At 44.3% G+C, this 15034-nt stretch carries 14 protein-coding genes; 4 read left to right on the top strand and 10 right to left on the bottom strand.

Annotation, left to right across the window (positions count from 1 at the left end; translation table 11 throughout):
- Window positions 1–126 precede the first annotated feature (126 nt).
- The 5 genes from KZ771_RS11680 to KZ771_RS11660 all read right to left on the bottom strand — a co-directional run bounded on the left by KZ771_RS11680 (window position 127) and on the right by KZ771_RS11660 (window position 4717).
- Window positions 127–843 carry an ABC-three component system middle component 1 gene (locus KZ771_RS11680; RefSeq protein WP_290653613.1) on the bottom strand — a complete coding sequence of 239 codons (717 nt, stop codon included), beginning with the start codon at window positions 841–843 and terminating at the stop codon, window positions 127–129.
- Window positions 843–2273, bottom strand: a complete 1431-nt coding sequence (locus tag KZ771_RS11675; RefSeq protein WP_290653611.1) for an ABC-three component system protein — start codon at window positions 2271–2273, stop codon at window positions 843–845. The genes KZ771_RS11680 and KZ771_RS11675 overlap by 1 nt, the downstream gene beginning before the upstream one ends.
- 609 nt (window positions 2274–2882) lie before the next feature.
- Window positions 2883–3146 carry a hypothetical protein gene (locus KZ771_RS11670; protein WP_290653609.1) on the bottom strand — a complete coding sequence of 88 codons (264 nt, stop codon included), beginning with the start codon at window positions 3144–3146 and terminating at the stop codon, window positions 2883–2885.
- Between the two features lie 69 nt (window positions 3147–3215).
- On the bottom strand, window positions 3216–3743 hold the full coding sequence (locus KZ771_RS11665) for a DNA-binding protein (protein WP_290653607.1): 528 nt from the start codon (window positions 3741–3743) through the stop codon (window positions 3216–3218).
- Between the two features lie 59 nt (window positions 3744–3802).
- A complete protein-coding gene (locus tag KZ771_RS11660; RefSeq protein WP_290653605.1) occupies window positions 3803–4717 on the bottom strand; it encodes a hypothetical protein in 915 nt (304 codons plus the stop codon).
- A 403-nt stretch (window positions 4718–5120) separates the two neighbouring features.
- Here KZ771_RS11660 and istA point away from each other — a divergent pair, with 403 nt between their 5' ends.
- Complete coding sequence (istA, locus tag KZ771_RS11655; protein ID WP_290654851.1) at window positions 5121–6578, top strand: IS21 family transposase; 1458 nt, start codon at window positions 5121–5123, stop codon at window positions 6576–6578.
- 11 nt (window positions 6579–6589) lie between these two features.
- Complete coding sequence (gene istB / locus KZ771_RS11650) at window positions 6590–7333, top strand: IS21-like element helper ATPase IstB (RefSeq protein WP_290653603.1); 744 nt, start codon at window positions 6590–6592, stop codon at window positions 7331–7333.
- Between the two features lie 24 nt (window positions 7334–7357).
- Here istB and KZ771_RS11645 read toward each other — a convergent pair whose 3' ends face one another.
- Window positions 7358–7993 (bottom strand): DUF3596 domain-containing protein, encoded by a 636-nt coding sequence (locus KZ771_RS11645; RefSeq protein WP_290653601.1) that lies wholly within the window; start codon window positions 7991–7993, stop codon window positions 7358–7360.
- On the bottom strand, window positions 7986–8219 hold the full coding sequence (locus KZ771_RS11640) for a hypothetical protein (RefSeq protein WP_290653599.1): 234 nt from the start codon (window positions 8217–8219) through the stop codon (window positions 7986–7988). Before KZ771_RS11640 ends, KZ771_RS11645 begins: the two co-directional genes overlap by 8 nt.
- Before the next feature lie 116 nt (window positions 8220–8335).
- Between KZ771_RS11640 and KZ771_RS11635 the strand changes: the two genes are divergently transcribed.
- Both KZ771_RS11635 and KZ771_RS11630 read left to right on the top strand, forming a co-directional pair.
- A complete protein-coding gene (locus tag KZ771_RS11635; protein ID WP_290653597.1) occupies window positions 8336–8539 on the top strand; it encodes a helix-turn-helix transcriptional regulator in 204 nt (67 codons plus the stop codon).
- Window positions 8540–8575: 36 nt separating this feature from the next.
- Window positions 8576–9700, top strand: a complete 1125-nt coding sequence (locus KZ771_RS11630; RefSeq protein WP_290653595.1) for a cysteine desulfurase family protein — start codon at window positions 8576–8578, stop codon at window positions 9698–9700.
- A 44-nt stretch (window positions 9701–9744) separates the two neighbouring features.
- Here KZ771_RS11630 and KZ771_RS11625 read toward each other — a convergent pair whose 3' ends face one another.
- The 3 genes from KZ771_RS11625 to KZ771_RS11615 are packed head-to-tail and all read right to left on the bottom strand — an operon-like array spanning window position 9745 to window position 14951.
- Window positions 9745–10638 carry a phosphoadenosine phosphosulfate reductase family protein gene (locus tag KZ771_RS11625; RefSeq protein ID WP_290653594.1) on the bottom strand — a complete coding sequence of 298 codons (894 nt, stop codon included), beginning with the start codon at window positions 10636–10638 and terminating at the stop codon, window positions 9745–9747.
- Window positions 10631–14017: a hypothetical protein gene (locus tag KZ771_RS11620; RefSeq protein ID WP_290653592.1), complete on the bottom strand. Its 3387-nt coding sequence runs from the start codon at window positions 14015–14017 to the stop codon at window positions 10631–10633. The genes KZ771_RS11625 and KZ771_RS11620 overlap by 8 nt, the downstream gene beginning before the upstream one ends.
- Window positions 14007–14951, bottom strand: a complete 945-nt coding sequence (locus KZ771_RS11615) for a DUF4007 family protein (protein WP_290653590.1) — start codon at window positions 14949–14951, stop codon at window positions 14007–14009. Before KZ771_RS11615 ends, KZ771_RS11620 begins: the two co-directional genes overlap by 11 nt.
- Window positions 14952–15034 lie beyond the last annotated feature (83 nt).

The following is a 15034-nucleotide window of genomic DNA, read 5'->3' as shown; positions in this document are numbered from 1 at the left end:
ATTTTTTACAGTCTCCATATCCATTCGGCCCATCAAGTAAAACTAGACGATCACCATTAAAATTCAGGGTATATGGTTCAGCGCCAAATACCTTAAAATTCGATATCGTAATTTTACTTAGACTGATCACTGAAGACTTCCCCAAATCGCTACGACTTGATGTTCGGTATTTTCTTCATCCCAACCTTTATCAGAGTTTACCAACTGATCATATATTAAAGACTGTTCTTCGGAGAGTGAGCTTTCAACTTCCTGATCGAGGTTAATAAGTTCCTGTTCCCTTGGAATGTAGGTGATAAAGGGCAACTTAAGAGCAATCTTTAATATCAGAGAAAAGTGGTCCTTTTTACTTTTATGACTCTTCTTAAATTCTAAAAAATTCTTCCCTCCCTCTGCGGTGATTATATTATTTATCAAACTATTGGTAATCCTTTCGATGCTTTCCTTAGCCAAAAATTCTTCTATCGCATGAACTTCCTGGGGATCATAAGCAATAACATTTTTCTTAAAGTTATACTGGTCCTCCTCTAATGCCAGTACAGTTCGCAGGCTGATTCTTGCTTCCTCATGACAGACGATCATAGTGCAATTTTTCTCAAATGTTTTGTCAACGACTCCTGAGTCACTTATTTCTCCAAATAACTCCTGTGCTTTCTTTTCCAGCAAAATTATTGCCATCTCGTCGGATTGGTCATTCAGTTCTAAAGTTACGAAATATTCTTCCCGATTACATGGTTTGGACGCGGAGAAAAGACAGACCTTAGCAGCTATATCTTCCGAAAGTTCTATACTTACTAACTCATAACCATTATTGGAGAGTACATTATTTATGATACTGATCATTAGGCTAATGCATCCTTAGCGGCCGGAATTGGAACAAGTGTAATATGCTTTAGTATTTCGTCCCTTTTAGAACGGGGATCTTCATCTTCAGATGGCGGTGCTTCTGTATGTTCCACAGAGCCTGGATAGAGCGTGTGCACATCTGAACCGCCATAGATAAGATTCTCAATCTCGAATAAAACTTCACTCATGCTGCGGTTTGATATAATTTCCCTTTCAATTTCTCTGACGCTAGGCAAGCTCGTAATAGTCGTTGGGAGATAATTCTGGTACGGTGGTGTACTTGCTCGATAAGTAAACCTGTTTTTTGATGCATCATGTGATGCCCGCTCAATGTTCATTTGGTGAAAAGCTTTAATCAACACATAACGAATACCAAGCCTATCCGTAGAAATAGCATTATCAAGGTTGTTATCGTATTCTAAGTAGATGTGAGGGCTGAAATTTCGGTAGTGTGACCACAGCTCTTTTGGGCTTAAACTTAACAGAGCTTTTTTTGCTTCTTTGAGGTTACAGAGCTGGTCAACCGGCTCATCGTGATAGTCTGGACCTGTTGTGTATTCATCAATCAAACGCGCAAATTGCTCTTTGAACTTACATGTCAAATACTCAGTTCCTATATCTTCGTGATCTATTTCTAGACCATGTATAATTTCGTTGAACGCTATCGGTATTTTTTCAGAACTTTGTTTTCTTTTGTGTCGTTGAATAATGTAGCGATCCATCATTCCTAAAAAATAGAAGAAGGTTTTTTTCTTTTGCTCTTCTGTAACAGTTAACTCTCTAGCTTGCATGGCCTCAGCAATTTCTGACTTGATTTTGTTATCGATTTCATTTAAATCGCAAAATTCATTGTTATCCTCATACCGATAAGAAGCCAGTCTAGCAATAGCATCGTTTTGCTCATGAAGTATGGAATCTATTACCTTATAAAGCTCTTTGGAAGTAAAGCCCTCAAACGCTGTTCTTAAAATAGCCGCCAACTTTGGAATGTTTTTTTCACCGGATGTTGCTTTTTCCAGTATTGAGCTCCCGTCTTTCGGATTTGTATTATCATATTCTTCTATGATAGCCCTAAAATCATCCTTTACCGACGCAGCCAGACTGGCAGTACCAGTTTTGGAATTAATTGGTTTCCATGTGTGTACCCAACCCTTAACGCCATCCTGTTTATATAACTCAAGTGTTATCGCGACAAGAGCATTGGTATATTTACTATAGCTACTCGAGTTGTATGCTTTAACCTGGTGGACAGATATGGGAGCTTCGTCGTGCCAAAGTTCAAAGTCCTCAGTATTTTCGAGCATCAAATGGTAGTTAGAAAGATCTGACTCTACTGGCTCTTTATTTATGGCTTTTAACGCACAATATAACGCCACCTTTCCTTGATAGTTGAAGCCACTCCATGAGGGTGACGCGTCAAAAGCCATTGCAAACTCCCGTTCCAGAATCAATAAAGCTAGTCAGCAATTTTCACTTTCAGGCCATGAGTTTTTTGCCGGCAAAAGAAGCATTTTCAACAGCATTTAAAACGCCGCTCTGAGTAAGTTTTCCTTAGCATCACGTACATAAAAGTTTTATTTATTAGCACACTCGGCGAATAGTTACAACAATCTAACAACTTACCAGCACTGAAACAACTGTATCTGATTTTTCAACAGTATGGCAGCATTGCAGCACCTCAATGACATAAATCGCTGATTGGCATTTTTACTTTGCGGTTGGGTCCAAGATTTAATCTTAAATTCTGGAGACAAAATCGGCAATCTAAACCCACTTAGTAGGCATCTCGGCCCACTAGAGCAATGAATTGTTACGTTCTCGCTACGATAGCATCTTGAAATGCTCAATAATATCCGCTGAAATTGAGTGCGACTCCACATATCGTTCAATGAACTCATTCATCATAAATCGATAGCGAACAAATTCATTACTGCATTCGAACTCCCGCAACGCGCCATTTACTCGATCATCGTGACGTAAATTCAGCCGGATTTCAGTTGCACTCAGGGCATAATAAAAAGATAAATACTCCGATTTTAAACCCACTCCTCGAGGTTGTCGGGTAGCAGTGAATACGCGAGGCGATACTGAGAGAAAACACACCCGACATCCGAAAAGAACTGCAATAGACCCTGAACATCGCCATGCGGCCATCCAAGATTATATCCTCGAAACGTCTGTGGCTGGTAATGGAAGAGTTCGCCGTCGGTTCTATCGAGTTCAACTTGTACCTGATTTTCAGCAGCTTCCAAAAGGCTAGCCGGTGCAAGCATGAAAAAGCTCATATATTCCGGTTTCATAGTGGGTCCTTTTTAATTTCGTGGTGTGGAAATGACCTGACAGATGAAGTATTGATTGGTATTAGAACTTCAGCCTTTCACTGCTTCAAGCTTGCCCCGCAGTTCCGCGTTTTCGATTAACAGTTTTGCGTTTTGCTGTGCAAGGCTATCTAGCTCCGTTTGCAGTTCATCAAGCTCACCCTCGAGCTTTTGTAAGCACTCATCTGCAGAGCGTTCACTTTCCTTATAATGCTCTAATGCCTGTTCATGAGCCGCTTCAAGACTTTTTAGGCGTCGCTCAAAGAGCTTCTGAGCATCAATGTAGCCGGCAATCGCCATCTGCTTCATTGCATGGACGACTTTATCAATCAAGGTTTGAGCGTTATCAGCGTAATGAGTAGGGAGTGAATCGAACGTTAGACTCTCTTTGCTGGATTCATAAAGCGGGTCATCTCGGTTGTCGCTGTACGTCTCCCAGATACTCTTAATGCGAGCGAGCCCGCCACGGTCGCCCAGCTCTTTGCGAAGAGCGCCCGGATTCGGGCGCCTTCCTCGTTTTTCCAGCGCTAAGCCAGCGTCGATAATTTCCTGCTCCGTGACTTCCGCGTGACGAGCCATCGCAATCTCCTTTTTAACGAAATTAATTTAATTAATGAAATTAAAGTTTCGCAAAGCGTCTATGCGAAAGTAGGCCTATCAATCTCGGCCTCAGCAAGAAATGCCATCGATTGCTGACTGACCACACTACTCTTGACTGAGCGAGCCAGGACGTCATAGAGCAAGGCATGGTTTTGACTGCATGTGTGCTCTCGAAAAACGCCAGACGTCCAGATATGACGCAGCTGATTAGCCAAAGATGGTGAGTGGCTTTCAAGGTTATGTAACGCATCAGCACATACCTCGAGGGTCAGCAGCTCAGGCTCGACCAGAGTACCCAGAGCGGTTTTCGTAGCACCAGCACTCAGCGTTCGTGTTTTACCAACGCCATGCAGTAGCGCAGCGACAACCGCAACATCACGCTCAATATCAGTCAGCGCATGAACACCTGACACATTCCAGGCAACCTCAACAGCATGCTCAATTAGGCCTCCGACATATGCGTGATGCGACCTAAGGCTTGCCGGGCATTGCAGGAATGAGATCCCGATTTTGGGCTGGAGCAACACATCATCGATAAAGCGCCGCATTAACGTTGATTGGATGCGAGCATATAGCACCAGAAAGGCTTGAAACACCGCGGGCCGAGGGCATTGAGAAATTGGGAGAGCCGACAAGCTATTACCCAGACGCTTGCTGGCTGCAGCGCAAGTTAAATTCTTACATACCCGAACTGTTCCAACGCGGGTTGGTAGCGCTGCAACTTCAACATGGATCATGGTGTGCTCAAGAATCACCTCATCTGCAATTTGGTCATGTCGTGCAATAACTGTAAGGTCGCAAGAGCTATCAGAAAGCGTCAGTTCAAACACGTCATTGTCTCGCTCAGGCGAAACCGCCTTTAAAGCCGAAAGATAATAACGTCCGATAAAACGGCGGTAAGTGCTAGCATCAATCAAAAGCGGCTGTACAGTTTCATGAGTTGTTGTATTCATAGTCATTCTCCAAGAAATATTAAATCGTTAACGTGATGGGAGCGAAGCGCTGCGCTTACTCACCAACTGTCTTAAAGTCATTGAAATTTGATTTGTGCATGTTTCGGATGAATCCGAACACTCATTTCGGTTCAATCCGATCACCCATTTCGGTTTAAACCGATCACCTGTTTCGGTTTTATCCGATCACTTTTAGCCTTTTTCCGAAATCACTGTTCGGATTGCCGAAATCGGTGATCGGAATGCCGAAATACCGTTCTTTTTCTAACTAAATCAACTGGTAAGCTCAACTCAACGCAACTGCATTGAGGAATGGCTGACCATGGCTAGAAAGAGAACCCAAATGAGTAAGATAAAAGACATCCTGAGACTTCGGTTTGATGCCGGGCTCAGTTAGAGAGACATCAGTAAATGCTTATCTGTCGGCCCCGCCACCGTTAGCGAGATTTTATCGCGCTTTGCTGCCAGTGAACTCACCTGGCCGCTGCCTGAGGAGTTCAGTGACACTGAGCTTGAGGCTGCTGTATATAGAGGCCGGAATGTGTCCCGCGCGCAACGCCAGCCAGATTTTTATGAAATGCATCAAGAGCTCAAGCGTAAAGGGATGACAAAGCTACTGTTGTGGCGCGAGTACCGGGAAAAGGACTCAGCCACTGCCTATGGTTACACGCAGTTCTGTGAGCACTATCGCAGTTGGCGCAAGACCCAAAAGCGCAGCATGCGACAATTACACCTTGCCGGCGATAAACTGTTTATCGATTACTGCGGCCCGACAGTGCCTATCCTCAATCCCGATACCGGTGACGTTCGCTATAACGCACAAGTCTTCGTGGCAACCTTAGGTGCTTCAAATTACACCTATGTTGAAGCCGGGCGTTCACAGCAACTGGAAGACTGGATCATGGCGCACGTACGCGCCTTTGAGTTCTTCGGTGGCGTACCACAGCTACTGGTGCCGGATAATCTGCGCTCGGCGGTCACCAGGGCAAACCGCTACGCACCGGTGTTAAATGAAAACTATGCGCGCATGGCGCGTCATTACAACACCGCCATCATGCCTGCCCGACCTTATAAACCCAAAGACAAATCAAAAGCAGAAAACGCCGTTCTTATCGTAGAGCGGTGGATCTTAATGCGTCTGCGACATGATCACTTTTATACGCTATCCAGCCTTAATCAGCGGATCCGGGAGCTGCTGGTTGAGCTTAATCACCGTCAGCAACGCGTTCACCCGGGCTCACGGCACGAACTTTATATCCGTCTTGATAAACCAGCGCTAATGCCGTTGCCTGCGTATGGCTATCAATACATCGACAGTAAACAAGCCCGGGTCGGACCGGACTACCATGTTCTGTACGCTAAGCACGCTTACTCTGTACCCCACAACCTGGTCGGACAGACCGTTACACTGGAAGCAACAGCGCAAATCATCTGCTTTTACTATCAGGGTAAGGTCGTGGCACAGCACCCCAGAAAACATCAGCCCGGCGCGTTTAGTACGATTAAAGAGCATATGCCGGATGCTCACGTAAAACAGCGCTGGGGTGTTGAGCGCCTGCTTGGCTGGGCTGAAACCATCGGCAGCGGCACTCGTGCGGTTATCGCAGCCCAACTGGCTCGTCGACAACATCCGGAGCAGGCAATAAAAAGCTGCCTCGCTATCCTTAACCTGGGCAGTAAATACGGACAGGAGCGGCTTGAAGCCGCCTGTCAGAAAGCGCTAGTGCTCGAGCAACCACACCGCAAGGTCATTCTGAACCTGCTGGCAAATAATAAAGAGCAAGACCTCACGCATACCGAAGCCGACGACTCGCCGGCGGTTAACCATCCCAACATCCGTGGACAACACTACTACCAATAAGGACGATCATTATGAGTTTATCATCACTCCATGAACAACTGCGTGCATTACGGCTGGGGCACTTCTCTCAGGCGTTACAACAGCAGCAAGAGCAACCGGATACCTATACCGACATGAGCTTCGAAGAGCGTCTCGGTCTGCTTGCCACCCACGAAATACTGTGCCGTGACAACACCAAAGTAAAACGTCTGACCCGCCAGGCAAAGCTGCTCGATGCCCGCCCGAGCGGTATCGATTACCGCAGTGGGCGTGGGCTTAAGAAAGAAAAAATAGCGGTGCTACTAAGCGGGCAATATCTGCACTACAACCAGAACATTATCATCACCGGGGCAACAGGCTGTGGTAAAACCCACCTGGCTTGTGCGCTGGCAACGCAGGCCTGTGAACAACATCACAGTGCTCGTTATTACCGCCTCGGAGAGCTGCTGGATGAGTTACACGTTGGACATGCTGACGGCTCTTACCGACAGCAGTTGAATACCTTAGCGAAGCGTAAACTGCTTATCCTTGATGACTGGGGCATGGAGAAGTTAAGTGCTCGTCAGGCGAATGACCTGCTTGATGTGATGGAAATACGCTACCAACAATCCAGTACCATTATCGCCAGTCAAATCCCCACCAGCGAGTGGTACAAGCTGATACCCAGTCCCACCATTGCCGACGCCTTACTTGACCGCTTATTGCACAACAGTCACCGAATCGAACTGACAGGAGAATCCATGAGAAAACTAGACCAATCCGATCACTTAGCGTAAAAAGAGGGTTATGAAAAAGAACGGCTAACAGGTGATCGGATAACTCCGGAATCGCTGTTCGGAATCACCGAAATACGCAACATCCGTACGCGGAACTTTAAGCGATTTAATTCCCTGGTAAGGTGAGCTAAAATTGTAGCGGTTGGCTGCTTCATTCAAAATCATGCGCAATGGCGTCATGATGTGGTTTATCCGCGACGGCGATAGCTGCTTGTTGCTTCGAGTCGTCACTTTGGCGAGGGATGCTCGAAACTCCAAGATGTCGGCTTTGGTGATGCAGCCAACCTCTTTATCTCCAAACGCTGGAAGCAAATAGCCATTCAGCGTTCTTCTAACCGTATCTGCGTGAGATGTCCGCCACTGAATACGCATTTCAGCAAACCAAGTTTCCGCGAAATCACTGAAGAGCGGCGTGTCTAAATGCTGACTGCGCACCTGCATTTCCTTGAATTGCTGCGCCTTAGGGCTGCCCGGAAAGTGTCTGGCATAATCAAACGTGCCTAACGTAATCTCCGCTTCAATCCGATCAAGGAGCTTCTGCACCCGCTTACGATTTTCTCGCGTGTCTTCGAGAGAAGTTTGTTCGCGACATCTTTTGCCGCGGTAACTGAAGTCAATAACCAAACGGTTATTTTCCTTCCGTGCGTACATTCTAGCCATGAGCAAGACCTCCACGCGCCATTGGGATAGCCAATGAGTTTGAGGAAGCCCCCATCATGTCCCGCTGAATAGCCTCCCAAATGAAGAGGAGTTTTCGGCCTCCGAAAGGACGAACGTAATGAACCCCTTCCAACAAAACAGAGTCTTTCAACTGCTCTCTGATCGTTCTGGGATCGTATTTAATACGCTCAGATAATTCTTCAGTGGTCAGGTATGTTTCGTTCATGCTATTCTCCTAGTATCTTAAGAGAGCAATAATGATGCTCTAGAGACACATTATACGCCTATTGATAACTTGTCAACGCTTTTTGTATCTCTAGAGGATTAAAATGGGTCGCTAAAATGATAAAATGCAACTTTGCAGAGTTACTAGGCGCGCGAAAACTGAAGGTCGCAGATGTCGTCAGGGATACCGGAATTAATCGCAGTACCTTGACTCGCCTGTATCACGAAACAACGTCACGAATTGACTTCGAGACGCTGGAAACGCTTTGTCGATACTTGGAGTGTGATGTTGGTCAATTACTTGAGGTGATTGATGACTAATATTTCGTTACGAGAAATGGGACGAGGAAACGCTTAATGATTTACTTCGACAGCTTAGCATCGTATCCAATGCTCCCCGAGGTCACAGAGAATCTGCGGTTAACGATGCAGGACCATTACGCAAACCCTTCCGCTTCTCACATGCTGGGGGAGCAAGGAAAAGAGTTGATTGAGAACACGCGTGAGTCGCTAGCCGAATCGTTAGGAGCCTTCGCGAGCGAGATTATTTTTACTAGCGGCGCAACTGAAACTAATAACCTGATTATAAAGGGGGTGATTTTACCTTTACTTTTAAAGGGTAAGAAGCCGCACTTAATAACCTCTGTATTAGAGCACAAATGCATATTGTCGATAAGCAATTATCTTGAATCATTAGGCTGTGGAGTAACATATCTGAGGCCTAACTCAAAGGGTGAAATTAAGCCAGAACAGGTAAAAAATGCTTTAAGAGAAAATACCGCACTAGTGTCGTTAATGCATGTAAATAATGAGCTAGGAACCATCAACCCTATCAATGAAATTGGCCAGATCTGCACGAATGCAAAAGTCCCTCTACATACTGATGCGGCGCAAAGTTACATGAAAATCCAAACAGATGTCGACGACCTTAACGTAGACTTTATGTCCCTATCTGCCCATAAGATAGGTGGACCTAAAGGAGTGGGTGCTGCCTATATAAGAGACCTCAAGGATTTAGATATCAGCCCTCTCGTACATGGAGCAGGCCAAGAGTTTGGTGTGAGAGGCGGTACTTTACCAACACCATTAATTGCTGCTTTTGGCACAGCTGTTGGTGTATTCAGGAATTACTACTCGTTACAGCAAAATATGGAGCTAAAACAGCAACTGCTCATCGGGCTTGAAAAACTTGGAGTAAAATACAGAGTGAACGGTGGGGAAGAGATCTTACCATCTTGTATTAGCCTTACGTTGCCTTGCAGTAATATCGAGGGGCTTCTCCGCGGAAGCCACCAATCACTAGCGCTATCACAAGGTTCGGCATGTTCAGCAGGCTCAATTGAACCTTCACACGTTCTAACATCACTACATTTTAATAGAGACGAGGCATCTAAAACGCTAAGAATCAGCTTCAGCCATTTAAATACGGCTGAAGATATACAAGCATTACTTAATGAACTAGCCAAGTATACGGAATGCTGAGGGAGCACTAAGAGTGCTCTCAAATAATCCTTAATTGAATTAGACTATTTATAGCACGTTATGCAAGCCCCCCCACCTTCAATATCGTCATAAATTTCATCAATATCGCTAGACTCATATACCCCTTCGATATCACCTAAAAGCGCGTTCCGCCTTTTCTTTTTCTTAAATCGTTCAACTTTCTTCTCATGATTCTCAATAATCTGAGCACGTCTCTCGGGATCTTCCAGAGTTTCCAACGGCTCACCCTTCCCCATCCAGTAAAATCTTTCACCAGTGACGTTATTATCCTCGCCTTTCTCGAATTCTTTTGCTTGCTCAAACAGATCGGGGTGGTTTTCTTTTAAACGAATCCACTCTATCTTTTTTTGATAGAAGCAAAACGAACAACCGGAACGGGAGCGCCAACTGTAGTAATCGGGTAGGTCTAGTCCATTTCGTTGGAGAATATTTTCAATATCCGACTTTACTATACCGTCCTCTCTAAACGGCATAACGGTAGTAATCGGTTTATCAATAGTTAAGAGCCCTGTTCTGCTCGGTTCATCAGCTCGGATGCCAACATAATTTACAATGCGATACCCTTCTTTGATGAAGTTGTCAGCCCACTGCTCAAAAGGTTTTAATTTAAGCTGAACAGTACACCAACGATCTCGCTGAGACGGAAGAAAATTCTGATGCTTCTTAAGCAATGATTTAAAATCTAGCTCCCCTCTTCCATCTATGTCATTTAGTGAACGAGCATTCAACCTGTGAATAAATCCTAGACGCTCTTCGAGCTTGTCAATGAAATCATTAGTTTCAGGAAGTTCATACCCGGTATCAGTAAAGAAATAGTCGATATCTAAGTCCGGTCGAGTCTCCTTCATGTACAGAGCCAGAGCACTGCTATCCTTTCCTCCTGAGAGCCCAAGAACATGCTTTATTTTTTCACTCATTAGTTCCCTCCAAAGCTTCGACAGGATGCATAAATTCACTAAGCAACTTAACTAAAACCTCTCTTTTTTGATCATTAGAAAGTGGTGTAAGTTCCTTACTAAAGGATTTCACGAGCCTCTCTAATTCAGGAGCATTTTCTGAGGTCTTAGATATGTGTCCCTCAAGCTCAACCAAACTACCCTGTTCATCAGTTGTTATTAGTCCAACAGGTATTGCTGAAGTTTTCGACGTTAGTTTTGTGAAGGTCTCCTCTCGCCTAAACTGACGACACAAGTTATAAACTTCATGCAAGCCGTTATTGATATGTTTATCAGTCCAGCTCCGCTCAGCCGCTCCAAGAGCTGTTGATACAACCCATTCGAATGAGTTTTTATCGTTTATATATCCAGTCAAACGACTTGCGAATTCCTTTATCGACGGCCTATGAGCAGCCTTTGCGACCCGCTCACTTCTTTTAGCAAGTGTCTGGTCAAAGCTCCCACTCAGCTCTTGCATGACAATCTGTTTAAATGCATCAACTAGAAGTGTGTGCTGTGATGTTAATTCGTCTATTGCTGACTTTAAGCGTACAGATAATTCATCAATAGATTCTTTAGAGCCCTCTCCCTTCTTGGGGATATTAAAAATTTCAGGAATATCTTCAAGCACAAGCTTGTATGGATCGTTTGCTCTCAGCACACTATTTCGTAGTGCTTTAGCTTCTCTAGACAGCTCAACGCTCTTGTCTTCACCATCAAACAGATGGCCTGAAGTTTTCTTCACCCACGGAGGCAGAGTGTGAATTAGCCTAACAATATGCTTTGCTAATTCTAGAAGATTGGAATCCTCCGTTGACTGAAGCTCTGCAGCTGTTGCAATGCTGCGAACTACGTTGGTTTGGATCGAGTCAATCTCAAAATACCTTACTGCTACCTCGTGAGAATGCTTATGTAACTTCTCAACAATAACTTCATCAAGCTGAGGTATGAATATAAAGCTTTGAGTTGAATCCTTATCGTAGAAAGCTACCTTTCCCTCTAAAGATTTTAGTAGAGCTAAGGCATAAATACGGCAAAGGCCAGCTGTCAAACCGAAAGGCGGGCGCATCCACATTTCATAAAGCTCTGACAAGGTAACCATCTTGTCTGCAGATTTGATAAAGTTAAAGCCACTTTCCCATAGTCTGTAAGCATCTTCGAATTCTGCATTTAATTCAGGACTCCAGTCAGATACAAACGCATACCCACAAGGAGTCTTCTGGTGCCAACCTTTGCTTTTCAATACTGATAGATAAACACCTTTTTCCGGCGGGAAAGTGTTCTCATCAAAACCAAGATCAGACTCATGCTCGCTATTCAGCATTGCGAGCATCAACTTGTTCGTAGCTGAATTGGCGTTACCGGATGGCTTTGAACGATTTACCAGTTCGTTAATAACTGTAGGAGAGCGGTTGTATATTGAGTCAGCAGCCAGAGAGGCCAACTGTGACAACGGAGCAATACCTTTTGACTCTCCCTGATAGAACCATTTCGCACTGGAAAACAACGCTTCAAGCTCGTTGGAAAGACGATGACGAACATCTGATAAGCGATTGTTTAATTCCTTTTTTGCTACGTGGTCGTGCGCTAACCTATCTTCTCGTTTAAATACGTTATTAATAGCAATTGACTCAATCGCTGATGCTTTTAGTTTACTTGTACTCTTCGGAGAGCCTAATAGTAAACGAGGGTATTCCTTAGATAACTTTTTCAATTCATTGTGGTTTAGTGACTCGCCGATTAGAACAAAGGTACTAAACGGCTCTCCTGCCTTCGGTTGCTCTTTCGAATCAACCTGGGAGATCGCTTCTGCGTACTCCACAAAGGTAGTCTCTGTCCACCTCATGGCACCAGTTCTGTGGTAGTGTGAGGATGCTAGTATGTGAGTTGCAGAGTTGCATTCATTCGCCCAATTTACCCCGTCCTTAATCGACTCAACTTCGCTAGCAACAAGCTCATTTACATCAACGTCACTTCCTTGGAAAACAAATAGTGCATTATGTTTTTTTCTAAAAATAAGAACCGACGATTTTTCTAGTTCATCTATTACGCCTTCAACCTCTCGCCTCTCAAAGCCGCAACCCTCGTAATATTTAATTAGCAGCTCGCGAGTTGCATATAAGTGGAAGGATTGACCAAAAACTGTTAGTAAAGCAACCAGAGAAGTGAGTTTATGGTACAGCTTTCCATCTTTCGCCCCAGCTCTATAAATCGCATCATTTGCTTCTAGCCAGGCTTTCCCATCCGGAGAGCTATTAATGAGGTGTCCTAAATTAGTCTCAAGATAGTCCCACAGGAGATCTGGACCATAGAGGGATAATGAATCCGTCGACCATTCATTTTCCAGAAACCAACGGAAGCCATATCTTTCACTGGAAGATAAAAAGCCAAAAATGCTTCGCTCATTTTGTGAAAATCGCCGCCTAGAAATTGGTCCCAATAACAGGCTAACTATTGGGTCGATAGGTAACGCGTTGAGCAACGGAGTAGTTGCAGATATTGCCGGAGGTAACTCAGTCGAAATCGCGTCAACTAACCCTGTGTATTTATTAAATAGCCGTTTCTCTACTTCAGGCTCGACCCTTATAGAATCGGCTATCAAAATAAGAGACTCATCCACGGTTGGGTTATAGCTCAAATCGCGATAGCGACCTTGAACTTTTGCCCATTCTTGCTGAGTAAGTGCAGCTTTGCCTTTTGCGTACTGATTAAATGCTTGGTGTAGAAAACCAATGATGATAACTGGTTTTTCTGACTTTTGTGCCAAGTCAGCGAGTTCTTGAAAGAAATACAAATCTCCATCATGACTCGACTGATAATCCAGCGCCTTTCCGAGTTCATCGAGTAGAATGACCACTCCATCTAAGTTCTTCAAGGCTTCTTGAGTCGAATTACTAATCGCCTTTAAACAATCGGCATCAGACATAGCAGCGTTGAGACGACTAATCTCACAGTCCAACTGACTGCAAACTGATTCTGCTATAGAGTGTGCAGGGTTATTTAAACCACACACATGTTTTATGACGCCCCAGCCATTTTTGTAAGGAAATGCTCTTTCAATAGTTTCATCTAATGAGTCTGCATTTTTAAATTTATCTAGAGTAGATTGTCGGTGGTTGCTATTACGCCCTAACGCACCCGATATCAGAGCCGCAAGAGTTGACTTACCCGAACCGTAAGGCCCCGTAACAGTGAATGCTCTTTGTGAACTTCCGTGAATCTCGCGCGCTACAGTAGATATTGTTGATTTCAACGTCCCATGAATGATAACTGCGTTTAAAAACTCATCGAAATTATCAGCAACCGCATCGATTCGAACCGAACTCTTGTACTTATCATTAATATAGACACTAGTAGACATAGCCGTCACCGTAATAATCATCTAAAAATTGGGCAGGGTACTTCTTCAGAAACGAGTCGACCATAATTTGTCTCAGCCCAAGAGAATCGGTCCAAGATACTTTTCCGTTTGAAATGGAAGCTAGATCATCTAGCTTATTCGATAACCCTTGCTCAGATAGGCGAAAAATTCTACCAGGAGAACACGGTTTAGAGAGCAAGGAGTCAAAATCAATGGTGTTAACACCTGACTCAGCCGTCTCATTGCCAACAAAACGACAAAGAGCATAGGCGAAAATCTCTGTAGGCAACGATGGTCGCTCTGTAAACTCGCTAACGCAAAACCCGCCAGAAACCTCCTTAATAAGCCCCAGCTCAGAAAGTGGTGATGCAAAATGATCTTCATCAACGGCTTTTGATTGCCGTGTTTTTTTACTGTAGGTGTGCAAAAAGCAATCTACATCTTTTTTCACGGTAGATTTCTTTCCTGCTTCCATATTGGTTAAACTAATAGTGCTCGATATAATTTCATCGACCAACTTAGGTTTCTCAAAGCTTTGAAAATTGCAGTAGTTAAAAAAGTAGCGATAGGAAGTGAGTAAATCTGTCGAGGCATTTAAACGATAGTGAAGCAACCAAATCGATGCTGTTTTTTCAAGGTAGGGATCCGCACCGCCTTTACTAGCCCCTTCTTCAAAAAGAAATCTACCTAAATCAGCTACCGCTAACTGACTGCGCGACTTAACTAGTGAAGAAGTCATTACACCCGTCATTTCAGCCCAGTAACGAATGGCGTTGACCATGTTTTTCCCTACACCGAGGGTTACAATGGCGTCACGTACAAAGTCATCTGATGTGATAGATTTTTTACTATTATTTATCAGTAGGTTAACAGCTTTATATAACCAACCGTACCGTAGCGCGAAGGTATCGTGCCCTGAAAACTTAGGTTTCATATCCATTCCCTTTTTGGAGAGCCTCTCCAAAATAGCATATGACCTTAAATTTTCAAATCACTAAGTGCATGGTGCACCGGCAA

The sequence above is a fragment of the Idiomarina sp. genome (genome assembly GCF_019431395.1).
In the GTDB taxonomy this organism is placed as follows: domain Bacteria; phylum Pseudomonadota; class Gammaproteobacteria; order Enterobacterales; family Alteromonadaceae; genus Idiomarina.
Note: the sequence above shows the minus strand (reverse complement) of the source record. Positions and strands in the feature narration are given on the sequence as shown.